This is a genomic window from Photobacterium galatheae, from assembly GCF_000695255.1.
Taxonomy (GTDB): Bacteria; Pseudomonadota; Gammaproteobacteria; order Enterobacterales; family Vibrionaceae; genus Photobacterium; species Photobacterium galatheae.
The window spans coordinates 250,409-272,852 of the sequence record NZ_JMIB01000021.1 but is presented as its reverse complement, the minus strand read 5'-3'; the positions used below and the strand labels follow the sequence as shown (position 1 = coordinate 272,852).

The following is a 22,444-nucleotide window of genomic DNA, read 5'->3' as shown; positions in this document are numbered from 1 at the left end:
TCATGGAACAGCCGTTTATCCAGGTCAATTTAAAAGATAAAGATTCATTAAAAGAAGCCATTGTGGCGTTTCAATCTCAATTACAGCGCGCTTATCAAGCCGGTGAACTGATTGATAACGTCGGTGGTTTTATTGCTCACGATCAAAAGCAGTTTCAGCCCTGCGATCTGTTCAGCCCGGATCAGTTTAAAGCGATGTTCATGATGAGCAGTGACGATCAGCTTGAGTCCGAACCCATGGAATCCCTGACGGATGAAGCACTCGTCAGGCTCAACAAAGATGATGCGTACCTGCGCTTTTCCCACATGGTGGTGTTTCAGCACGCCTTAGAACATGAAGACTTGAAACCCCTGATCGTCGCCTTCTGCGAAGCGCTGGTGGATTTCAGTCTGTGGGTAAATTCTTCCAACGAACTGTTTTTTTCATCCGATATGATGTTTGGGATTTACCTGTTGGTGCTACTGGCAGAGAAGTATCCGGAATATGCATCTCTGGTTGGTGAGTATTACCCGGAAGACAGTGATTTTGACCAGATCATGTATCACAGCGCCAATTATATGGCGTATCTCTTCTATCAGCATGGCTATAGTCCTCTGGTGCTGGATGCGTACGCCAGTTGCCATTTTCAAGAGGTTTTTGGCTGTATCCTGTCGCATTACATGGCGTCGGAAAATTTTGTCCCCGATCTGCTGAAATGTTTCTTAGCTGATGAAAGCCGTTATCAATATTATAAAGAAGCGCGGATTCAGGCATTCAAACGCCGGCCCAGAGATGTTACCGATGTTGATCCCTTTGAATTGATGGAATACGGCTTTAGCCAAGTCAGCGATGCTTATCATGACGACGACACGTTTGCTGATGCGCTGATCTCGCGGGAAGCAGCCGCGGGCGAGTTTGATGATCTGAATTTCCATGGCCGGACCATTGCAGAGGAGCGTGAGGTATTTCGTCAGGCGTTGTATGACGCGGTGAAAGATGTGCCCCTGAAAGATCTCTGGTATTACGATCAACCTGTTTATGACGAAACGACCACGCTTGCTGATATTCAGGATGACCCGTTCTATCAGGAATATGACGAGTATAACGAGTACGAAACCAACAAAAGCTTTTTCCTGAAGTGTTTCGCCAACGGTGAGCAGATTCTGGCTTATATCGAAAAGAATCTTCACCCAGAAATTTTGGACCAGTTGCAGCCCGTCCACTTCAGACAGCTGGCATTTGAGCATAAACACTATATCTACAAACGCTTTGAATATTTCGGATCCGGCGGGTGGCGGTTTTCTTCGATTCTGGCTCAGGATATTACGCTGAAAGATATCATTGAGTGTTTTCTGGTGACCTATCAAAATCCGGACAGCTTTTATATTGAAGATGAAGGGGAAGCCGCTCAGAACGACAAGTGCCTGCGAACGCTGGATGTCCTGGTGCGTTTATTGGGGAAAAAAGAGCTGAGTGGCGATGAGCTGAAAATTATCGCGAACGATTTCGAGCTGTGCAGTAAACAAGAAGCGGCTGCCCGTTTTACGCTCAGAGCGCTGAGTGCTGCAGAGATTCGGCAAAGGCTTTATGTCTTAATCAACAAACCCTTGTTGAGTCATTTGGGTCTGACACAACTTCAGGAGATTCACGGGCTTTATCAGCGGGATAAATCAGGTTTCGGTGAGATGCTGGACGATATTATTTTGCGCGCGTATCAAGATACCCCGCAGGATTTATTAGGGGTCGTTCCTGCGCTGAATCAGACCGAATATGCGAAGGGGGGCCAGTTACTATCGGTGGCTTATATTTTGGCTCAGGAAGCCAGTGGTTTCTTTGCCGAACCGGAACTGGAACCTTTATGGACGTTTTATCACCAGCATCTTTTCCCGAGTTTTTATCGTGAATTGGAAAAACGGAATGTCTTGGGGCATTCGTCTGATGAGGAAGGTGGTGAGAAAGTCGCACGTCTGATTGCCGGAATCAAAGCTTATGTTGATTCACAGGCGAAAGCCGCTGGTGGTTTGTTTGCCCGCTTTATGCAGGTGTCTGGTCAGGATGAAACGGCACAGTCTGACGACACTATTTCCAGAGAGCAGGCGCTTGCCTTTGCCCGTGAGTTGTTGGTTTCATCTGATCAAGCGGAAGAGGATGAACAGAAGATAGCGCCACTCTACGTCTCTGATGAATTCGGCATGATTCTGGCGTCGATGTTGTATGTTGCACAAGTGGCAAAAAAACCACACAAGCAGCAATTCCTGTGTTTGTATGAACTGATTTTGCAGTTGTTCCCGTCGGAAACCTTATTGCTCAGCTTTATTGAATACTCTGAAGGCGGCAGGTATTGTTCTGGCGCGACCGCAGATGAAGTGGAAGCGTTTTGTGATGTTCTGACGGATCTGAAAATTGACGAGAAGTATGCGTTCCTGTCCCGGATTCTGGTGGTGCATCAGGTCAATGAGTATCAGGATGATCTGGACGATTTTAGTGATGACAAAGGCCTGAAGCGCTTGTACGAGACAGTGCTCAATATCTATCGCCATAAAGATGAGATTGATCCTGATGAGCCGACGATGCTGGCTGCACGGGAGCGGAAGATTGCAGCAGCGATCACCGCTGCCGTTGCATTGTTGAATGCAAAGCACAGAAAAAAATTGTTGAGCTTTATCTGAAGGATAGGTTCTTGACTCACAGGACCCTGCATGTTGCGGGGTCTGGATGTCACCGGGACAGGCACGTTTAATATTCCGCAATAGAATCATGATGAATTCAGTGAATGCGCACCATTAGATGCATCTTCGATGACTCCCTGTTGTCATATTGCGTTGTGCTCTGATAAACACTCCGTTACGGTATTTTTATTCTCAGCTTTATTGCCTTGAATTAGTATCCTCTGTTCAGTGTTTGTGAGAAGGATTAAAAATGAACAAAACGGTCACGATACTTATCCTGTTTTTTGCTTTGGTGGGGTGTGAAGACGCAACGAATGCGATGCATCAAGCGCAAGATGCTGCCAGCAAAGCCGTGAATCATGTGCAGAAGACCGTTGAATCGGTTGATTTGAGTCAGTTGAACTTTGACCAGTTAGGCGAGGCAGCACAGTCCGCAAAAGATTTTGCCGGGTCAGTTGAGAAACTTGCGAAAACCGATCTGAGTGATCCCACGGCATTTGTTGATGCAACAGAGCAAATTGCAAATGCATATCGCTGCTTGATTGATTCATCTTCAGAAGCAACGGCAGAAAGTCTGATGGATAAAGTACTGTCGTCGGTCAAAGATAAAGACGTGATGTCACTGATCGAAAAGGGAGTTGAAAAAGCGAAAACGGCGAAGGAATGTGTGAGTTAAGTTGATATCAATATATCAACAACTGTTAGACAAAACAGATGCTGAATATTTAGTGAAATCTTATTGAAGCAGTGGTTTTGTTTAGCGATAAATTATTTATCCAGGCGACATGGAGTCGCCTGATTTTTGAATCGTACACCTTGATTTCATGGAGGAAGCAGATTGAATTTTCCGGAGTTAGAAACAGAACGTCTTACACTCAAGCAACTCACCATACAAGATACAGCCAGTATTTTTGCGTTGTTTTCGAATGCTGCAGTCATCGAATTTTATGATTTGGAAGTGTTTAGTGATTTATCTCAATCCGTGAATTTCATTGGTCTTATGCAAGAAAGGTTTGATTCAAAGTCTGGGATTCGCTGGGGTATTCATCTCAAAGAAACTGGTGATTTAGTTGGTACTTGTGGCTTCAATTCGTGGAATTCAAGGATGAAATCGGCTGTCATCGGCTATGATCTTCTGCCATCTTATTGGGGTAATGGGCTAATCACAGAAGCCGTTCACCAAATTGTAGCGTATGCATTTTCGGACAAGCTGCCTTGCGGGGAAATCAATCGAATTCAAGCGGATACGATTCCTGGCAATGTGGCGTCAGAATCTGTGCTATTGAAAACAGGTTTCAAAGAAGAAGGCTTACGGCGTCAAAGCGGCTACTGGAAAAATCAGTTTCCTGACCTGAAGTGCTTTGGCTTGATCAAGTCTGATTACACGGAAATATAACAAGGGTATTCAGCTGAACTTTATATGGTGTGATATACAAGGAGGATTTTAGTGGTTAAAACATCACGCTGAGTGTTTGTATAGAAAAACAAGCTGACGTGAAGTACATACCATGTTGCTGACAGTATTCAGATGTAAGAATTTTATAATCTTGAAGCGAATAAAAACGGTAGCTTTTGTCTTGGTTTTACTGGTCTCGGATATTCGCGTTGATTCATATGAATCGCGGGACTTTATTGCTGATGTAGGCATTGTTTACGGTAATAAAGTTGAACACAATGGTTTGCCCTCTGCCAGATTAGAAGTCAGATCACAGGCAGCCTTTCAATGATATGACAAGAAATAAGTTAGAAAGGTGACTGCCAGTGGTTGCAATATCACAACGATATCATCTCTCCCGTGCAAAGCTTCCATTGAGGAATGCTGGTTTCCGTATTGTTCATGGATATGCGCCTGATTTTTATGAGTTCAGAGATGTTTATGCTTATTTGAGAGAAACTCCGGCGTGGTTAAAGTATTGGATGTACCAGTTATAATTGCTGCAATCATAAACAACACGTGTTGAATTGCCAATGCTTGTCATTTTTCCTTTAATTAGTCAAGGTAACCTGACTCACTGCCTGTATGGTGTCACAAGGAAAAGAAATGGAGAAGTCACGGGTCACGAGCGATTGGGTGCAAAGAAAAATTGATGACTTGTACCGGAACGATGCCCGCAAAGTGTATGCGAGCCTTATTCGCTTGCTGGGGGATTTCGAACTTGCTGAAGAAGCACTTCATGATGCTTTCAGTACAGCGCTGACGCAGTGGCCACAGGAAGGGATTCCTAAAAACCCGAGTGCCTGGTTGGTTTCAGTCGGGCGTTTTAAAGCGATTGATCATCTACGCCGACAGAAACGACAAGGCGAGATTGTTTCAGCGTTACTCGAGTCGCCCATTGAATCATCCTTGGTATCTCAAGGCCAGGGCAGCGAAGATACGCTTGAATTCAATGATGAAGTGATTGAAGACGATCAACTGCGGTTGATCTTTACCTGTTGCCACCCGGCGATTGATGCCAAGGTACAGGTCGCGCTGACACTGAGGGAAGTGTGTGGCTTAACGACAGAAGAAATTGCCAGCGCTTTTCTGACAACGCCATCTACAATGGCCCAACGTATTGTACGGGGGAAGGCTAAAATCCGTGATGCCCGGATTCCTTTTCAAATTCCTTCGAAAACTGAACTGCCGGACAGAATCGAGTCTGTGTTGTCTGTCATCTACCTCGTTTTTAATGAGGGTTACTCTGCTTCGGCAGGGGAGCAGGTAACGCGCTCCGAATTGACGACAGAAGCGATTCGTCTGGCACGCTTAGTGCGCTCTTTGCTACCGGATGCCGAAGTGAGCGGTTTGCTGGCACTGATGCTCCTGAATGAGTCTCGCCGTCCAGCCCGGACAGACAAGGCGGGTGACATTGTTTTGCTGGAAGATCAGGATCGGACTTTGTGGGACACCTCCCTGATTCAGGAGGGGACGGCTCTGATACAGAGCGCTCTGGCGACCAGAGATTTCGGTTACTACACAATTCAGGCTGCGATTGCCGCGGTACATGCCCGAGCACCGGATACTCACAGGACTGACTGGGATCAGATTGTCTCGCTTTATACGTTGCTGCTTCAGGTCGCGCCATCCCCCGTGATTGAATTGAACCAGGCTGTTGCCGTCGCCATGCGTGATGGCCCTCAGGCTGGTCTGGCGTTAGTTGAACGTCTGCTGGAGCAAAAAGTCCTGCAACAATATCATCTCACCTATGCAACCTATGGCGAATTGCTGAGCCGCTCCGGCCGGATAAAAGCAGCGATCTCTGCCTTTGAACACGCTTTAAGTCTGACCCAGCAAGCTCCTGAGCAGCGTATGCTCAGACGGAAGTTGGCTGCTCTGTCATCCCCGGAATAAAAAAATCGAAAAAAATTTTTACGGGTTGTCGATTTCACGAATCATCACTCGACTATTGTGTAGAGAGCAGAATGAGCCGCTCTTGAATCCACCTGAATATATGAATTGGAGAAGCACAATGAAAGTGATGGTCATGGTGAAAGCAAGTCAAAGTTCGGAAGCAGGTAAGATGCCGAGTCAGGCGTTATTGCAGGCGATGGGCGAGTTCAATGAAACGCTGGTGAAAGCTGGCATTATGGAAGCCGGAGATGGTTTAAAACCTAGTCGTGAAGGGGTTCGGGTACGGTTCGATGGCCGTGAACGTACGGTGACGAAAGGGCCTTTTGCTGAAACGAACGAGCTGGTGGCCGGTTATTGGGTTTGGCAGGTGAGTTCCATGGAAGAAGCGATCGCATGGGTGAAAAAATGCCCGAACCCGATGGAGGAAGCCTCAGAGATTGAGATCCGTCCTTATTTTGAAATGGATGATTTTGCCGAGATCGATAAGGATGGTTCGGTTCGTGAGCACGAAGATCAGTTACGGCAAACCCTTTCAATGCGTCAAGCAAAGACGAACTGCTATCTGTTTTTCTCCGGTCGCTGTGATGAGGCGCTTGAATATTATCAAAAGCACCTGGGTGCCCGTGTTGGTTTGAAATTTCGTTTCAATGAAAGCCCTGATCCGGTACCTGCGGGTATGTTGCCTCCCGGTTTTGAGGAAAAGGTGATGCACTGTGAGTTTTCGATTGGCGATATGAAAATTTTCGCTTCAGATGGTTGTGGTGATGAAGGGCCGTTTACCGGATTCAACCTGGCCTTAACGATTGATTCCGAAGCAGAAGCGCACCGCGTATTTGATGCGCTGGCAGATGGTGGTGCTGTTCGTATGCCCCTTGAGAAAACCTTTTGGTCACCGTTGTACGGTCAGGTGACGGATAAATTTGGTATCGGCTGGATGGTCATGCTCCCAGGCAGCGATAACGGCGAGCAGTAATCTCTTCTCAACCCAAATATGGAGTGTGGCTGCAATGAAATATGTGGCTCTGGTGTATTACGACGAGTCAACCCTGAAGGCGCTGTCACAAGCGGAGTGGGACGCGTTGAATCGGGAATGTATGGCCTGTGGCGAATCTCTGCGATCTCGTGACTATATGATTGGGGGTGAGGCGCTGCTTTCCACCCAAACAGCAACGACCTTGCGCGTTCGAAACGGCAAAGTTGATATCACAGACGGCCCGTTTGCAGAAACGAAAGAGCAGTTGGCCGGCTTTTATTTGTTAGATGTCAGAGATCTGAATGAAGCGATTCAGGTGGCGAGTCAGATCCCGCCTGCGCGCTATGGCAGTGTGGAAATCCGGCCCGTTCGCGAGCTTCAGACAGAAAATAATGTGAGTTATCAAGATACCGATGTGCTTTGAATCCACTTCTGTGCTCTGAGCACCATCGGTAGAGGAGAATGATCATGCGTTATGTTGATGGCTTTGTCTGCGCTGTGCCGACAGACAAGCGAGAGGAATATCGGCAGCATGCCGAAGCCGCCGCGCAGTTATTCAAAAAGTACGGTGCTGAGCGTGTGGTGGAAACCTGGGGGAATGATATCCCGGATGGAGAATTGACATCATTTCCGCTGGCGGTTCAGTGCAAGACCGATGAAACCGTCGTTTTTTCATGGATTATGTGGCCGTCAAAAGCAGCCCGGGACGAAGGTATGGCGAAGTTTATGGAAGACCCATTCTGTGACCCGAATGAGAATCCCATGCCATTTGATGGGAAGCGACTGATATATGGCGGTTTTGAAACCATTGTCGATTGTTAAGTGTCGGTGGTTTGTTTCAGACGAACTGTATCGAAGAGTGGGAAAGCAGAACTCTGTTTTCTGATGGGGATTGAGACGCCGCTTCATCGCTTATTTGCAAAACGTTCATGGACTGACAGCATCACTTCATCGGTTCGCTTGGTGGAGGATGCTGTTTTTTTGATCTTTCTGAACTGGACACGAGAAGAAAGTTGTAGGGAAATTAGACATCAATTGAATACGATAAGCATGTACAGGCGTTATCCAGAACGAATTAAATGAGCTGAATTGGGAATCATCATGGCATGTGATTGGATAAGAAATTTTGATATTGCTCCAGAAGTAAATCTTATGCATATGAAACTGCGTGTTCTTAATGAGAGTTATATTTTAATATGGCGCCGATTTACACGTTCATTCTCTAGGAAAAAAGGAAATCATAGTGCATAAAATTGCTTTATTCACCATCGCCTTCGTCGCGACACCATGTTTCGCTGGAAATATTGAATATAAAGAACCGCAAACATTGTTAACAGACTCATCAATTCAACAGTTTGAAGTTGCTGACCTGAATGGTGATGGCCTGCCAGAAATTATTATGTTGACTGCAAATGGTGAAATCAAAGTATCAAGCCAATCCTCGAATCTTGATGATACTACAATAGAAGAGCTCAAAGATACTAAATGGAAAATTGATGACCATTATGCGACGTTTAAATTTTATGGCACGGATAGTGTCGTCATAGATATTACTGGGAGAAATGGTACTGGTTGTTCAGCGTTTCCTATTATTGCGACAGATAACGCAATTGAAGGTCAGCTCTCAGGAAGTATCCGCGTAAAAATTGACAGTGTCACAACAACAAAAATGACTGGAAATATTATGTGCCCATTTGCGGGGTTAAATACATTCCAACCATTTATAGCCTATAAAGTTCGATAAACCGACAGGTTCCATGAATGAGTTCAGTATATTTCTGAACTCATTTAACGTAATCCATCAAGTTGATTTTCTATAGTTAAATCATCATGAAAAGCGCGTAGAGTCGGTTGTGTCGAGATCCAAACTGCTGAGTTCACAGATAACTTGTTTGTTCTTCAGACTAGGCAAGATGAAGTTCTCTGGTAGAATTCTTGTTTTGTCGCTCCCTCTCAACAAGAGGGAAGCGCTCTGAAACTACCTTGGAAATGTCATCATGAGCCAACAGCAACCCAACAACCCTTTACATGGATTAACGCTTGAAAAGGTGTTAACCCGCTTGGTCGAACACTACGGTTGGGATGGTTTATATAAAAAAATCAATATCAATTGCTTCTGTAACGAGCCGTCTGTTAAGTCATCGCTGAAGTTTTTACTCAAAACCCAATGGGCAAGAGACAAGGTTGAAGCCTTGTATATCAACACGTTTACCTAATCGGGTATAAAGTACTTCATACGGTCAAATGAGGGCGCCAGGCCGCATACCATAGTCAGGTTCTTTCATCTTCGGTCATGTCATTTGAACCACTACGCTGGTAGTTGAATTGGCTACATGAACCTAATTGAAGAGATAGCGACAAGGAAGTCCGTGTATTTTTCAGGATATTTGTTTTTTAAGAAAGGAATGAGCGTGAATGGAACTCATTGAGTATTTAAACAACAATTTTTATACGAAAGCGCAATTGTTAAGCCTGTCTAAGGTCAGTCCTGAAAAATTTGCTGAGTTGCAAAGTGCTGGTGTGATGCCACTAGCATCTTATCAACTGGCATCATCTGTAAGCTGTCATTCTTTCTTTGGGCATCATGAAGTCAATACGACATTGGAATATTATGCGAAGGGTTATGTGTCGTGGCTGGGTATTTTACTGGCTTTAGATGATATCGAAAAAGCGGTTATCGTTTTCAAAACAAGATATTGTCATCAAATCGAACAGTTGAAAGCGGCTGGATTTGAGATGAATCATCCAAAGTTGGGGAGAGGACTTGAAGCAACGTTAGATGAAGAATGGGCCCATTTTCTGGCCGGGACTTATGGTCTTTGCACCAAAACCGGTTTACCTGAAGATATTGCTTCAAAAGAGCTTGCTGTTCTCATGATCAATGAATTGATAGATGAGACCGAACTGGATGAGTGTCGCCGCTCTCTTTTAGGGCGCGCAGTAAATTTGCTTGATCAGGCCAGCTCTATGTTTGCTCCTCACGAACGCCCCAGAAGTTCACGTCAAAGGCTGGTTGATGACGTACGAACAAAATACAGACTGAAAACGAATTGAAACCGAGTTGCTCAATCAATAACCAGAATATTGCAAAGTGCAGGTTGACGGATGGATGCGTATCAGCACAAGCAGAAAACAGTGACAGAATTGACGATATGACCTATGTGCTCGCGGGTAATACGTATGCGCGTCGGTTGTATGAAAGTGAAGGCTTTCAGGTAGCTCAGCAGTTTCAAAGTCAGAATCACGGTTATCCATGCACGGTGCTGAAGCTGGCACGATCATGAAAAAAGTCATCGTACTGAGATTAGCTCTGGGGTGATGTCAGGGCTGCTATTTTCATTGGCCATGAATAGCAAAAAATGTGTATCTGATCATGTTCTGAATTACTCGACTGAAACTTTCGATTCCATAATATTTATGTGTTCTAATTATAATTAGATTGATTATTATCCATTTCAATCAGAGATTCATAATATTGATAGACTCATAGATTATCATGTATTGAATGAAGTAATTCACTGGGTTCAGCATAATTACATATTGTTTTATTGTGTGATTTTGTTTGATTGAATGGAATCGTTTGAATTGTATTGATTTAAATCAAATCAGTGGTGGTTACATTCTTTTGTCCTATATTTATACCTGCGAAAACAGTTGGCTTATAATTCGCACCATTCGTTGTGTTGAATGGATTTATTATTTCAAATAAACAGGATATAAAAGAATGAACAGGAAACTGATCGTACTTGCACTCGCCGGCGTTTGTATTGCCGGTGCAAATGCAAATGAACTCACGCACTTTGTTCAGATGGATGAAAAAGCAGCCTTTATTGAAGGTGACAACGTTGTCCAGGTACCTGCTGACGATGAATATTTACTGCAGTATGAATATTCGATGGCAGAAAAAGCTGCTGCCATGAGTGCTGTTGCTGTTTCTGCGGATGGTACACAGTACAAAGCGGATATTTCTGAAGAAACGCTGGCAATTTTAGAAAGTGCGGTAAAAGCAATGCAAGCACAAGGCTTAGATGCCAGCATTTTTACGACAGAACCCCATGAGCCCACAAAACCGGCCCTGCCGGATGATACTTTCTCATCACTGAAAGTCATTGGCGCTGACAACCGGGTGCGCGTAACGAACACCACCTCAAAGCCGCACTTATACAATGGTCGTATTGCTGTCGGTTGTACGGGAACATTGATCACCAAAAAACATGTGTTAACTGCGGGTCACTGTGTCTCGAATGGTTCAGGGACTTGGTATAAATCGCTGAACTTCACTGCGGGTCAAAATGGCTCTTATAAACCTTGGGGAACAGCGACCTGGAAAAATGCGGTGACGACGACCGCATGGCACAATAATGGCGACACAAACTATGATTACGCCATTATTGTATTAAACAGTGAGCCTCACGGTGGTAATTCGGGGTGGGGGATCTACTCTGGTGGAACGCATAGCGTGACCGGTTATCCTGGTGATAAGCCTTCCGGAACCATGTGGACGGATTCTGGTTCAACGAATTCCATTTCTTCTCGTCGTGTTTGCTATACGCTTGATACGGCGGGTGGTCAGAGTGGTAGTGGGATCAAAGACAGCAACCATTATGTTCGGGGTATTCATACAACAGGTTCTTCAACAAGGAACTGCGGGACTAAAATAACAAGTACCGTGTATAACACGATTAAAGATTGGATCGTGAAGAATCCTTAATCGACTGAACAATCGTATCAAAAGAGAGGTCCAACTGTGTTGGGCCTCATAATTATTGGGATAACATAATGAGATATTTCGCGATTTTATGGTTGATGATGATTCAAGCATGTTCGACTACAGATTCATGGCAAAGAGTCATGATTCTGGGAAGTGCAGAGGCGAATGATCCTGTGCTCGCACAAGTGGAAGCATTTGAGAAAAGTGGCCTGGTGAAAGATGTGACGGTTCTGGAGTCGTTTCCGGTTCAAATCTGGCTGACAGCATCGAAGGAGACCATAGAAACCTTGCAGCAAATACCTCGCCAGTAGTGTAAGCCCACCTAAATCTTATGATCGCTGAGCGATAAACACCGCTCAGACGGTTCTCGTCTGTCATCTGGCGCGACTGATAGCCCGAGTTGCGCACGCTTCTCTTACTTTGCTTACCTTGCCTGATAGCGACAGAGCGACTTTGAAAGCAGGCTTTGTTTGTCAGCATGAAATCTTAGATCAGACTTCGATGGCGGCTTTTCAAGGAAGGTTTGCCTTTGGACGCCTCCATCCATTGGATGACTCACATTTCAGTAGAATCAGAATTACGATTCAACGATGTTTTGCCGCATTGAATGGAAAGATACTTGCGGGTTCAATGTGAATCAACTTGAAACAAGACGTGTCAGATTAAAAGTCATGAAAATAATCATTGCTGTATTGTGTTGTCTGTCTATTGGTACTTATGCGGCGGAAAGTACATGCTATGGGACAACTTCGAATGGATATCTGGAAAATGGTATCCAGTTACCGGCTGAAGGGCCGAACTATGTTGGTTATAGCAATATCGCCCGATTGCTCGGCCGGACTTATGTTCATTCGGAAGTCTACAACATTGTTTTGGGCGCATATGCGAATCTGGAAAATCATGCACCCGGAAAGGTTTTCAAATATGCTGAAACAGGCTTTCAGTCAGGTGGTCAGTTCTATCCTCACAAAACACATCGGAATGGTCTGTCTGTAGATTTCATGACACCTGTTGTGAATCAACAGGGGCAATCTGTTCATTTGTCAACACATCCGTTGAATAAATTTGGCTACAACATTGAATTCGACCATCGGGGTCATTACCAAACACTGACCATTGATTATGAGGCGATGGGTGCTCATCTTGTCGCATTGCATCAAGCGGCGATAAAGCAAGGATATGATCTTTGGCGGGTAATTTTTGATCCGGATTTGCAACCCTATTTATTTCAAACCCAATATGGCAATTATTTGAAAAAGCATATTCAGTTTTCAAAACGACGTTCCTGGGTCAGACATGATGACCATTACCACGTTGATTTTGATATTCCATGTCAGTCATAAAAATTTAAATCATGAGGCGTGATGTTGATGGAAAATATCCAATCTGAGGTTGATACCGACATGAGTCCAAGTACAAGAGAACACAGGTTTTATGTGGTTTCGCCCAAGAAATTTACAATTTTATTTCTGAGTACGATGGGCCTTTATGGTATGTACTGGGTTTATATCAATTGGTCTCTTTATAAAAAAAGCACTGGCAGTGATGTTTGGCCAGTTGCACGAGGTTTTTTTGATATCTTTTTTGTACATTCACTCTGCAAAAAAATCGGACAACTCGATTTTGCGACGACGAAAGAAAACTCAGTGATGGAATGGAATGCAATCAAATATGTACTCTTGGTTATCTCCTGTCGTATCGCGGATAAATTGTCAGAGAATGAAATTGGGATGCCCTATACCTTTTTTTACACCCTGCTGGCTATCCCATTGATGTATCGTGCGCTTTATGACATTCAGATCTATGTAAACAAGATGATGAAGGACGAAGCCGGAACAACGAATGCTTCTTTAACCTGGGCAAATTATCTCTGGATGATTTTGGGTGTGGTGTTTTGGGGACTGGCAATTTTTGTGAGCTATGCAATCATTCTTGGCAAGATCTGATTCGCCTGTTCTCATGTTTGGTTACCAAGCGCTACGAAGGGTCGTAGCGTTTTATGGGATGAATGTGTTCGCTTGCGCAATGTGAACTGTGAACCAAAATCCGTTGTGATCCAGAATGGATTTTATGGTGTAAGTTGCACACCCATTTGCGCATAGTTTGATGTCGATTCCTTTGTTTGCCAAGGTGTTTGATTTAACATTTTTTTAACCTTGTGTTTAGTCAACAATGTGTGCGTTAAATCGCTTCTGAAATGTTGGCTAAAAACAAGGAGTCACGAATGCAAGTAAGCATGACAACAACAAAGACACTTCTCGCGACCGTGATTAGTGCGACCATGCTAACCGGGTGTTACTGGAAAGATCCCCAATCTGCGGCAGCTTATGTGAGCAGTGAAATTGACCGTGAAGAAGTTGTAGAACATCTGGAAGAACTGGAAGCGCGAGCTTCTAAAACAACAGATGGCAACTCTGTCACACGTGCTGCGGGAACCGATGGTTATCAGTACTCTGTTGATTACATTATCGATGTCATGAAAGCGCATGGCTATCGGGTGTCTACCCAGGAATTCGATTTCCGCGCATGGGAAGAGTTGACGGGGACGAAGCTGAATGTCAATGGTGTCGATTTAATCAGTACGCGCGAAGCTGGCGAAGGTGTTGAGCCGGATTATGCGGTGATGTCTTATTCAGGCAACTCGAATGGCGAGCTGACAGGGCAAGCAGTTTTTGTGACGCCAGATTTTAATTTTGGTGCGCCTGATTACGATGATACCGATGGCTGTGAGGCAGCAGACTTTACCGGTAAAGATGTTGCCGGAAAGATTGCGGTCATTCAACGTGGTGGCTGTGCCTTCAGTGATAAGGTGGTGAATGCCCAAAACGCTGGTGCGAAGGCAGTGATTATCTTCAACCAGGGGAATAGCGAAGGTCGTACATCAGTCGTGAACGGCACACTGGGGAGTGATACAACCGCCGCGATTCCAGCGTATGGTTCAAGGTATGACTTGGGCAAACAGTGGTTTGATTTAAGCGCGACACAAGCCGTCCCCGTTTCACTTTCTGTCAGTGTGAAAGATGAAATGGTCGTCACGCAAAATGTCATTGCAGAAACCAAGCGTGGAAACCCGAATCAGGTTGTGATGTTAGGGGCGCATTTGGACTCTGTGCCTGAAGGTCCGGGCATTAACGACAATGGCTCAGGGACAGCAGGCTTACTGGAATATGCGGTTACGCTGGCAGAAACAAAAGCACCGGTGAAGAACAAGGTTCGCTTTGCCTGGTGGGCAGCAGAAGAAGCCGGTCTGGTTGGGTCTGAATACTATACGAAAGATTTGTTCGAACCGATTTACAATCAGGCTCAGAAAGAGATTCTGGAAGAGCTTGGGCTGGAAGATCCAAGTCAGTTGACAGAAGAGCAGATTGAAATGGTTGATGCACGTTACAGCAAACTGAATAAAGTGAAGCTGTACCTGAACTTCGACATGATCGCTTCGCCAAACTATATCTATGGTGTCATGGATGGCGACTTGTCTGATACCAAAGACAGTCCTGATAATGCCTACACCGGCGATTTCAAACCGCCTTATGGTACGTCAGATATTGAATCTGTATTCAACGAGTTCTTTGGTGCGAAGTCTGAATCAACCATTCCGCAGGCACTGTCAAAACGCTCTGACTATGCAGGTTTTGCAGATTGGGGGGTCGCTTTCGGTGGCTTGTTCACGGGCGCTGAGAAAGTGAAAACCGCTGAAGAAGTAGAGAAGTTTGGGGGTGAGATCGATGTCGCTTATGACAAGTGTTACCACCAGGCTTGTGATGACCTGAACAATGTCAGCCAGGAAGCTCTGTATACGAATACACAGGCGTTGGCTTATGTCACCACTTACTATGCGTTCAGTAAGCCACTGTTCCCGCCGAAAGAAGAGCCTGCGGTGAAACCAATGACGCGTATGCATGCGGATAAGCCAGTCCAGAAACTGCGTATCGGTGAGAAGTTGAAAGCGGCAGAAAGTCATTCTGACCACGGCCACTTCCACGGTGATTTTGATCAGGATCGCCAATAATCAGTTAATGTCCATTGATGACTTCGCAAAAGCCACGTCGTGAGAGACGTGGCTTTTTTCTTTTTTCGACAGGGTGATTCTTTTATGATTCGTTATCAGTAAAGGGATTGAGTGCGTTTAAGGTGGTTAGTAAGACAGTGAAGAGCAGCCCAGCGAAGATCAGCATTGATGCATTAGAAATGGATGACGTCGAGGCCGTGACTGAATTATGGCGTGTGTCGATGCAGCGCGCGATTGGGATACCACCGATTCATTCTTTTGAGTCTCAGGCATTTTTTCTGAGAGAAATATTGGCAAAAAACGACCTGATTTATGTCGCGCGTGAAGAGAAAACACATAGCCCCGTTGCGTTTCTGGCAACAGATGGCCGGGAAGTCAGCCAATTGTATGTGCATCCCAACTGGCAGTCGTATGGGATTGGGAGCCAATTACTCAATCTTGCTAAGGACATCTCTCAGGGATCATTACGGTTAAGAACCTTTGAAGTGAACGAAAAAGCCCGGCGCTTTTATGAAAGGCATGGGTTTGTTGCAATCGGTGGTGATTGTGATAATGAAGAGGGCCTGCCAGATTTATTGTATGCATGGAAGGTTTCATGACGCTAAATTTTGGTCATGCCCGCCAATCGAATCCATCACGACGCCCCGTAAAAATTGTCTTGATAGCTTGAAAGGATTAATGGTGTTTTCAACTTTGTTTCAGAAAGAGAAGTCTGCGATTTATCTGGGCTCTTTGGCGGTTGCTCCGAATGGAAAGATCAACCAGCTTGAGCAATGGTTTCGCATGGCGGATCATCAATTAGAAGATGAGATGAAGGCTAAATTAGAGGAAATCTTTTGCCTTCAGCCTGCAGCATCAGTGGCACACTTCCAGAAAAATGACCTGATTCTGGATGTTGTGATCGTGAATCTGCGAAATGGTCATTATGGAGATATCCGTACCAGTGATATCTATTTACCTGTTTTTATCCGGCCCAAGATCAAGCTGGTATCCCGGTTATCTTATGCCGGCACGCAACAAACCAAAGAAACCTTCGAGGTGTCTCAAACGGTCCCCTGGTCTGTCTATTTCAAAAAGGTGTTCAGTTTTCGCGGATTATTTGGTTTCGGGTCGTTATTCAGTGAGCATGAGATGGAAATATTACTGATGCAAGGTTGTTTAACTTTGCTGGATAAGATGCGGAAGAGGGTTTAAATCATCGGCGATTTCAAATCTGTCGGTGCTGCGGGCTGAACACGGAGCGCATCTTCAAAGTTAACACTGGAGGACGTCAAACTTGAAGCAACCCATTGTGGGCTACCATCTGGATGACGAAGGAGACTGGGTTGCTGAACTTGGCTGTGGCCACTTTCAGCATGTCAGACATCAACCGCCGTTCATCTGTCGTCCTTGGGTGACAACGGCAGATGGTCGTCGGGGAATGTTAGGCATTTTGTTATCTTGCAAGAAATGTGATCGGGGTGAGCCGGCTGATATTGAACAAGTCGATAAGTAAAACGGCTTCACTTTTTATCGATGATGAACAGGGCGGTTCAAATGTTTCCAGGGAAAGTTTGGATGAAGCGTAAAGAGCAAGGCTGGTGGATCTTCATTTCTGGCGTGCTGGCGGTTGCTTTCATGAAACAACGCGGATTCTGATGCTAAAGTGATGAAGGGGCTCGGTGTCTGAGACGGAAGGCAACCATGAAGCTCAGACATCGAACAATCGTTTATTTTCAGAAAAAGGAAGCGCTGATGGACGAACAATATGAAGGGCAAACTCATCCAAAAGTGGACGGATTTATCCGAAAAGCCAGCCAGTGGCAGGATGAGTTTATGCTGGCGAGAAACATTGCTCTGGATTGCCAGTTAACCGAGACGCTGAAGTGGGGGAAACCCTGTTATACCTATCAGGGGAATAACATTGCGATTTTGCAGGGGTTTAAGGCATCTTTCTGTGTACTCTTTATGAAAGGTGCATTGCTGAAAGATTCAGCGGGGATTTTGGAAGCACCGGGAGAGAATACCCAGTTGGCTCGAAGAGCTCGGTTTACCACGCTGGATGAGCTTAAACAGCATGCAGAGACGCTGAAAACCTATCTCAGCCAGGCCATTGATGTTGAAAAGTCCGGTATTCAGTTTGATTTTAAAACGACGGATGCGTTTGATGTGCCTGACGAGTTTCAGATAAAGCTTGAGGAAATGCCCGAGTTAAAGCAAGCGTTTGAGACGCTGTCTCCGGGTCGACAGAGAGCCTATCTTTTACATTTTTCTGGAGCGAAGCAATCCCAGACGCGTTCCTCCAGAGTCGAGAAATGCATCCCACATATCCTGGATGGTAAAGGCCTGAATGACAGATAATTGAATGAATTGATGAATATACATGACATGGATATACAAAACATGGATGTTTCGCTCAGAGCCATTGAAATCAAAAAGCGCCAAATGCTTGGCAATCTTTTCCAGTTTTACCTTTATGAGCTGTCGGCGTATTTAAAGTGGAACCCGAATGACGACGGTTTATTTCAGTTTCATTCGCCGAGCCTGAACAAGTATTGGGAAAAGGATGATCATTTTCCTTATTTTATTATGCATGGTGATGAACTCGCCGGTTTTGCGTTGGTGCGTTTATACCCCGAAACTCAGTCGGTGCATGATATAGAGCAGTTTTTTGTTTTCCGTAAATTCAAAGGACAGGGTGTGGGCAGGCAAGCCCTGAAGCATCTTGTGAATGCTCACCCCGGACAGTGGCAAATTCGTGTATTGCTTGAAAATACGCCAGCCCTGAAATTTTGGACCTCCGCTGTGGGTCGTATGACCGGAGAACGTTATACGCTCACGACCGATATTGATGTGGACTTGCTTATGTATTTCATTTTCTTTAATGTCGAAACTTAAGGCGTTGATATATTTTGAACGTTGTCAATTTCAATGAATGAAATTTTAAGGTTAATGAATGGAATTAGTGGTTCTCTCTTCTGAATTAGAATCAGCATTTGCTGACTTCTATCATGACTTCATCAAACACGATCCTGAAAATGCCGACTTTTATGCGCGGGGCACTGAAAACTTTGCGGACTATGTTCGGCAATTGCAGGATGAAGAAGAGGGTATCAACCTGCCCGATGGTTATGTGCCGTGCAGTCATTTATGGCTGGTTGAAAACGCCGTGATTCTGGGTGCTATCCGGATACGCCACCACATTGAAAATGACTTTCTGTCTCTGGAGGGCGGACATATCGGTTACGATGTCGCACCATCTGCCCGGGGTCGGGGAAACGGAAAAGTGATGCTGAAACTGGCACTGTCAAAAGCCTGCGAACTGGGTATCCGGAAGGCACTCATTACGGCGGATGAAGATAATATTGCGTCACGCAAGGTGATTGAAAGTAACGGTGGAATTTTTGAAAGTGTCGTTATGGGAAAGGTATTTCCCGAACCGATCGCCCGGTATTGGGTCTCTTGTGAGCTTTAAGTTGGTGCCTGAAGTGTGAATCAGGCCATAGGATAAAGACATGACGAGCGTGCAGCCCGTCATGATGTTTCGGTTATCGGTTCACTTCTGCCAACATTTCCCGTAAGGAAAGCGCTTCTTCTGTTGTCGTGTGATGGAGCGGCTTTCTTGGGCTGCCTGCGTGAATCCCCTGAATGGCTAGTCCAGCCTTCACCACTTTAGGAATGCCAGCGATGACCATCTGCCGTAAAAGGGGCAGTTGTTGATAGAAAATCGCGCGTGCTGCTGAGAGTTGCTCTGAGGTTATCAATTGGTACAGCGTTTTGGGTAATCCGCCCAACAGGTTGGGTGCCGCGGTACACCAGCCACTTGCACCGGCACAGAGTGCTTCAAGGGCGAGGGGATTGCTTCCATTGTAAAAAGGTAATCCACCTCCAGACAGTTCATGCAGTCTGTGCATTCGCTGAATATCGCCCGAGCTTTCTTTGACCATGGTGACATTCGTAATGTTTTCGAACATCCTGACCAATAGCTCTGGAGACATATCAATGCCGCTGGTGGCCGGATTGTTATAGGCCATCACAGGAAGCGAAGTTGATGTCGCAATTTCTTCGAAATAGTTGAAGATTTCTTCATCCGTGAGCTTCCAGTAGGAAACGGGAATGACCATGATGGCGTCAGCGCCGATAGATTCAGCAAACTTGGCTTTCAGAATTGCCTGGCGGGTAGTCAGCTCGCCAATCCCAACGATCACCGGAACACGTTGATTGACAGTTTTGACTGTGTACTCAGCAATCTGCTGCCATTCTTCCAGGCTGAGATAGGCACTTTCACCAGTGCTGCCTAATGGCGCAATCGCATCACAGCCGTGGTCGAGTAAATGTTCCAGCGTTTGTCCAAGAATATCGAATTGAATCTTTTTTCCATCATCACTGAATGGGGTGATCGGGTAGGCAATAATACCGGAGAGTTGCATGGCAGGTTCCTCAAATACAGTCAGTATGGTTTTTCAGCGCTTGTCGGGCGTAATAAGCGAAATTAACTTTGTTTCGCTTATCTGTAGAAACCCAGTCATGGGCTTCTCGGGCCAAGGGCTGGGGTAAGGGTTGAATTTGCCCTGCAGACATGGCAATCAGCTGCAGTTGTGCTGCGCGCTCAATTAAAATGGCGAGGTTACAGGCTTCTTCAATGGTTTTACCGACGACCAGTTGTCCATGATGTGCCAGGAGCACCGCGCGCTTTTGACCCAGAGCTTTTGAAATGATAATGCCTTCTTCATTCCCGACAGGGACGCCCGGCCAGTCGCTGAGAAACGCACAGTCTTCATACAGGCCGCAGGTATCCATCTGTGAAATGATGAGGGGCACCCGCAGCATCGATAAAGCCGCGACATGTGTCGGATGGGTATGAATAATACAGTTGACGTCCGGGTGTTCCTTGTAAATCCAGGTGTGAAAGCGGTTCGCCGGGTTTGCCATGCCTTCACCATTCAGCGGGATCAGATCCTGATTAACTTCGAGCAGGTTTTCTGCCGTAATTTCATCAAAACCTAATCCAAATCGCTGGGTGATAAAAGTATTGGACTGATCAGTGCGGCAGGTGATCTGCCCGGCCAGACCCGCGTCGTGTCCTTTCTCAAATAGAATTCTGCATGTGAGTGCGAGTTTTTGCCGATCAGTGAGCGCGGTATCTTCAATCAGTTGAGTCATACGTTCCTGTGCGGTTCGCATGAGGTCTTGTTTGGGAAGAGAAGCAGTTTTCATGGTGAGTTCCTCTTGTTGCATCACGACTTTCTAACCGGGATACTAATGCTCATCTGGACCAGAAATAACATCCAGATTTCAGATTTGTAATGGTCCAGAGAGGGCGGATTGATGAAAAGACCCTGGCAGATGAAACTCTGGCTGGAGGAGTGTCATGGGGAGTCATTTCACCTGCGGTTGTCAAATCAGCTCACGCGGGAGATTCAAACGGGCAGGCTGCAACCCAGTACGATGATGCCAGGCTCCCGTTCACTGGCTGCCGACATGGGGGTAAACCGAAAAACCGTTCAGCTTGTGTATGAGGAGCTGGAATCGCAGGGGTGGCTGGTGACAAAACCAAGGCGTGGCACATTCGTTGCCGATGTCTTACCGGAGCAAGATCTTTCGGCAGAAAATCAGGTGTTGGTGAACGCTGCAGAGAAAACCCGCTCAGCTTCAGGGCTGATGCGTTCGATATCTCGTACCGCAATGGTTGCTGAGCGCGTTGTTCCGGTCGCGAACGATGGCATTCCAGATGCCCGGCTCATCCCTTACGAAGTATTATCCAGAGCCTATCGTCGAGCAATGATTCACGCGAGCCGGCAGGCAAAACTTGGGTATGGCGATCCGCGTGGCACCATTGAGTTGCGCAATGCTATCCGGAAGATGCTGAATATGGATCGATACATGAAAGTCTCTCTGCCGCAGGTTTGCATTGTTCGTGGTAGTCAGATGGGTATCTATCTCAGCTCAAGGCTTTTGAACCCTGAAAATGGTGTCATGGTCTTTGAAGCTCAGTGCTATCCGCCGGCCATGGCTGCCTTTGAGTCGAATGGCTTTCAAATCGTCCGTTGTGGATTGGACAAACAGGGGCTGGATACCAACGAACTCCAGCAGATACTCTCTCGTCATCAGGTGGCTGGTGTGTTTATCACACCGCATCATCAGTACCCGACAACCGTGACGCTGTCGATGGAACGACGATTGATGCTCTTAAAGCTATCTCAAAGGCATCAGTTCGCTGTGATTGAAGATGACTATGATCATGAGTTTCACTATGAATCCAGGCCGATTCCGCCGCTCTCCAGCTTACCCGGTGCAGAGAATGTGATTCACATTGGTTCGATGTCAAAGGTCTTTGCGCCCGGACTTCGGTTAGGTTATCTGATTGCAGACGAAAGATTCATCGACAGAGCCGCTCAGGAAGTCATGCTGATAGACCGGCAAGGGAATCCTCTGACCGAATTAGCTGTATCAGAACTGATGGAATTAGGCGAAGTGAAAAAACATATCCGGAAAGTTCGAAAATGCTATGAAAACCGACGGAATTTTGCGGCTCAGATGTTTCAACAGGTGTTCGGTGAGCAAATCAGTTTTGATTTACCGGCTGGTGGCATGGCACTTTGGGTCAATGTTTCAGGATTGACCGAAAATAAATCGTTCAACAGTACGGAACTGAAAAATTATCATGTTGACCTGTATGACGGGAACGATGAAGCAGGCCCGAGCCATATTCGATTTGGCTTTGGTGCTTTAAATGAGGATGAGATCCGGGAATCTGTCAATCAATTAGCATCAGTGTTATTGTGAGGCCGAT

At 45.7% G+C, this 22,444-nt stretch carries 24 protein-coding genes; 22 read left to right on the top strand and 2 right to left on the bottom strand.

Annotation, left to right across the window (positions count from 1 at the left end; all coding sequences use genetic code 11):
- The first annotated feature begins 2 nt into the window (after positions 1-2).
- The 21 genes from EA58_RS11060 to EA58_RS10955 all read left to right on the top strand — a co-directional run bounded on the left by EA58_RS11060 (position 3) and on the right by EA58_RS10955 (position 19,126).
- Positions 3-2,648 carry a hypothetical protein gene (locus tag EA58_RS11060; RefSeq protein WP_036752429.1) on the top strand — a complete coding sequence of 882 codons (2,646 nt, stop codon included), beginning with the start codon at positions 3-5 and terminating at the stop codon, positions 2,646-2,648.
- A 250-nt stretch (positions 2,649-2,898) separates the two neighbouring features.
- Entirely contained in the window at positions 2,899-3,324 is a 426-nt protein-coding gene (locus tag EA58_RS11055) for a hypothetical protein (RefSeq protein WP_036752426.1), read from the top strand.
- Between the two features lie 162 nt (positions 3,325-3,486).
- A complete protein-coding gene (locus EA58_RS11050; protein WP_036752423.1) occupies positions 3,487-4,044 on the top strand; it encodes a GNAT family N-acetyltransferase in 558 nt (185 codons plus the stop codon).
- Between the two features lie 645 nt (positions 4,045-4,689).
- Positions 4,690-5,979: an RNA polymerase sigma factor gene (locus EA58_RS11040; protein ID WP_036752418.1), complete on the top strand. Its 1,290-nt coding sequence runs from the start codon at positions 4,690-4,692 to the stop codon at positions 5,977-5,979.
- Positions 5,980-6,097: 118 nt separating this feature from the next.
- Positions 6,098-6,952 carry a YciI family protein gene (locus EA58_RS11035; protein ID WP_036752415.1) on the top strand — a complete coding sequence of 285 codons (855 nt, stop codon included), beginning with the start codon at positions 6,098-6,100 and terminating at the stop codon, positions 6,950-6,952.
- A 34-nt stretch (positions 6,953-6,986) separates the two neighbouring features.
- Positions 6,987-7,376 (top strand): YciI family protein, encoded by a 390-nt coding sequence (locus EA58_RS11030; protein WP_036752412.1) that lies wholly within the window; start codon positions 6,987-6,989, stop codon positions 7,374-7,376.
- Positions 7,377-7,420: 44 nt separating this feature from the next.
- A complete protein-coding gene (locus tag EA58_RS11025; RefSeq protein ID WP_036752409.1) occupies positions 7,421-7,774 on the top strand; it encodes a DUF1428 domain-containing protein in 354 nt (117 codons plus the stop codon).
- Positions 7,775-8,195: 421 nt separating this feature from the next.
- A complete protein-coding gene (locus EA58_RS11020; protein ID WP_036752406.1) occupies positions 8,196-8,696 on the top strand; it encodes a hypothetical protein in 501 nt (166 codons plus the stop codon).
- Positions 8,697-8,949: 253 nt separating this feature from the next.
- Complete coding sequence (locus tag EA58_RS11015) at positions 8,950-9,168, top strand: VF530 family protein (RefSeq protein ID WP_036752403.1); 219 nt, start codon at positions 8,950-8,952, stop codon at positions 9,166-9,168.
- Between the two features lie 199 nt (positions 9,169-9,367).
- Positions 9,368-10,006 carry a DUF6058 family natural product biosynthesis protein gene (locus EA58_RS11010; protein ID WP_036752402.1) on the top strand — a complete coding sequence of 213 codons (639 nt, stop codon included), beginning with the start codon at positions 9,368-9,370 and terminating at the stop codon, positions 10,004-10,006.
- Positions 10,007-10,676: 670 nt separating this feature from the next.
- Positions 10,677-11,663 (top strand): trypsin-like serine peptidase, encoded by a 987-nt coding sequence (locus EA58_RS11000; RefSeq protein WP_036752400.1) that lies wholly within the window; start codon positions 10,677-10,679, stop codon positions 11,661-11,663.
- Positions 11,664-11,803: 140 nt separating this feature from the next.
- Entirely contained in the window at positions 11,804-11,974 is a 171-nt protein-coding gene (locus tag EA58_RS21680; protein WP_161781033.1) for a hypothetical protein, read from the top strand.
- Between the two features lie 360 nt (positions 11,975-12,334).
- Entirely contained in the window at positions 12,335-13,006 is a 672-nt protein-coding gene (locus EA58_RS10995) for a penicillin-insensitive murein endopeptidase (RefSeq protein WP_036752549.1), read from the top strand.
- A 27-nt stretch (positions 13,007-13,033) separates the two neighbouring features.
- Entirely contained in the window at positions 13,034-13,609 is a 576-nt protein-coding gene (locus tag EA58_RS20920) for a hypothetical protein (protein ID WP_152547993.1), read from the top strand.
- Between the two features lie 278 nt (positions 13,610-13,887).
- The gene (locus EA58_RS10985) at positions 13,888-15,672 is read left to right on the top strand and encodes a M28 family metallopeptidase (RefSeq protein WP_036752399.1); all 1,785 of its coding nucleotides are present in this window, start codon (positions 13,888-13,890) and stop codon (positions 15,670-15,672) included.
- A gap of 122 nt (positions 15,673-15,794) precedes the next feature.
- The gene (locus tag EA58_RS10980; RefSeq protein WP_235199595.1) at positions 15,795-16,271 is read left to right on the top strand and encodes a GNAT family N-acetyltransferase; all 477 of its coding nucleotides are present in this window, start codon (positions 15,795-15,797) and stop codon (positions 16,269-16,271) included.
- Positions 16,272-16,353: 82 nt separating this feature from the next.
- On the top strand, positions 16,354-16,866 hold the full coding sequence (locus EA58_RS10975) for a hypothetical protein (RefSeq protein WP_152547992.1): 513 nt from the start codon (positions 16,354-16,356) through the stop codon (positions 16,864-16,866).
- Positions 16,867-16,948: 82 nt separating this feature from the next.
- Entirely contained in the window at positions 16,949-17,167 is a 219-nt protein-coding gene (locus EA58_RS10970; protein ID WP_036752395.1) for a DUF3565 domain-containing protein, read from the top strand.
- Positions 17,168-17,406: 239 nt separating this feature from the next.
- Positions 17,407-18,012, top strand: coding sequence for a YdeI/OmpD-associated family protein (locus EA58_RS10965; protein ID WP_036752541.1), 606 nt, complete (start codon positions 17,407-17,409; stop codon positions 18,010-18,012).
- A gap of 42 nt (positions 18,013-18,054) precedes the next feature.
- On the top strand, positions 18,055-18,549 hold the full coding sequence (locus EA58_RS10960; protein WP_036752394.1) for a GNAT family N-acetyltransferase: 495 nt from the start codon (positions 18,055-18,057) through the stop codon (positions 18,547-18,549).
- 58 nt (positions 18,550-18,607) lie between these two features.
- Positions 18,608-19,126: a GNAT family N-acetyltransferase gene (locus EA58_RS10955; protein ID WP_036752392.1), complete on the top strand. Its 519-nt coding sequence runs from the start codon at positions 18,608-18,610 to the stop codon at positions 19,124-19,126.
- A gap of 73 nt (positions 19,127-19,199) precedes the next feature.
- Here EA58_RS10955 and EA58_RS10950 read toward each other — a convergent pair whose 3' ends face one another.
- Complete coding sequence (locus EA58_RS10950) at positions 19,200-20,081, bottom strand: dihydrodipicolinate synthase family protein (protein ID WP_036752389.1); 882 nt, start codon at positions 20,079-20,081, stop codon at positions 19,200-19,202.
- Between the two features lie 10 nt (positions 20,082-20,091).
- On the bottom strand, positions 20,092-20,868 hold the full coding sequence (locus EA58_RS10945; protein WP_036752387.1) for an aldolase: 777 nt from the start codon (positions 20,866-20,868) through the stop codon (positions 20,092-20,094).
- A 111-nt stretch (positions 20,869-20,979) separates the two neighbouring features.
- Here EA58_RS10945 and pdxR point away from each other — a divergent pair, with 111 nt between their 5' ends.
- Entirely contained in the window at positions 20,980-22,437 is a 1,458-nt protein-coding gene (gene pdxR, locus EA58_RS10940) for a MocR-like pyridoxine biosynthesis transcription factor PdxR (RefSeq protein WP_036752385.1), read from the top strand.
- Positions 22,438-22,444: the final 7 nt, after the last annotated feature.

Bases quoted from the DNA above. Each gene is read 5' to 3' on its own strand.
- EA58_RS11040 (WP_036752418.1), top strand. From the start codon at position 4,690: ATGGAGAAGTCACGGGTCACGAGCGATTGGGTGCAAAGAAAAATTGAT.
- EA58_RS11015 (WP_036752403.1), top strand. From the start codon at position 8,950: ATGAGCCAACAGCAACCCAACAACCCTTTACATGGATTAACGCTTGAA.
- EA58_RS10965 (WP_036752541.1), top strand. From the start codon at position 17,407: ATGGACGAACAATATGAAGGGCAAACTCATCCAAAAGTGGACGGATTT.
- EA58_RS11000 (WP_036752400.1), top strand. From the start codon at position 10,677: ATGAACAGGAAACTGATCGTACTTGCACTCGCCGGCGTTTGTATTGCC.
- EA58_RS10955 (WP_036752392.1), top strand. From the start codon at position 18,608: ATGGAATTAGTGGTTCTCTCTTCTGAATTAGAATCAGCATTTGCTGAC.
- EA58_RS10945 (WP_036752387.1), bottom strand. From the start codon at position 20,868: ATGAAAACTGCTTCTCTTCCCAAACAAGACCTCATGCGAACCGCACAG.
- EA58_RS11035 (WP_036752415.1), top strand. From the start codon at position 6,098: ATGAAAGTGATGGTCATGGTGAAAGCAAGTCAAAGTTCGGAAGCAGGT.
- EA58_RS11055 (WP_036752426.1), top strand. From the start codon at position 2,899: ATGAACAAAACGGTCACGATACTTATCCTGTTTTTTGCTTTGGTGGGG.
- EA58_RS11025 (WP_036752409.1), top strand. From the start codon at position 7,421: ATGCGTTATGTTGATGGCTTTGTCTGCGCTGTGCCGACAGACAAGCGA.
- EA58_RS10985 (WP_036752399.1), top strand. From the start codon at position 13,888: ATGCAAGTAAGCATGACAACAACAAAGACACTTCTCGCGACCGTGATT.
- EA58_RS10950 (WP_036752389.1), bottom strand. From the start codon at position 20,081: ATGCAACTCTCCGGTATTATTGCCTACCCGATCACCCCATTCAGTGAT.
- EA58_RS11030 (WP_036752412.1), top strand. From the start codon at position 6,987: ATGAAATATGTGGCTCTGGTGTATTACGACGAGTCAACCCTGAAGGCG.
- EA58_RS21680 (WP_161781033.1), top strand. From the start codon at position 11,804: ATGATTCTGGGAAGTGCAGAGGCGAATGATCCTGTGCTCGCACAAGTG.
- EA58_RS11060 (WP_036752429.1), top strand. From the start codon at position 3: ATGGAACAGCCGTTTATCCAGGTCAATTTAAAAGATAAAGATTCATTA.
- pdxR (WP_036752385.1), top strand. From the start codon at position 20,980: ATGAAAAGACCCTGGCAGATGAAACTCTGGCTGGAGGAGTGTCATGGG.
- EA58_RS10995 (WP_036752549.1), top strand. From the start codon at position 12,335: ATGAAAATAATCATTGCTGTATTGTGTTGTCTGTCTATTGGTACTTAT.
- EA58_RS11010 (WP_036752402.1), top strand. From the start codon at position 9,368: ATGGAACTCATTGAGTATTTAAACAACAATTTTTATACGAAAGCGCAA.
- EA58_RS10960 (WP_036752394.1), top strand. From the start codon at position 18,055: ATGGATGTTTCGCTCAGAGCCATTGAAATCAAAAAGCGCCAAATGCTT.
- EA58_RS20920 (WP_152547993.1), top strand. From the start codon at position 13,034: ATGGAAAATATCCAATCTGAGGTTGATACCGACATGAGTCCAAGTACA.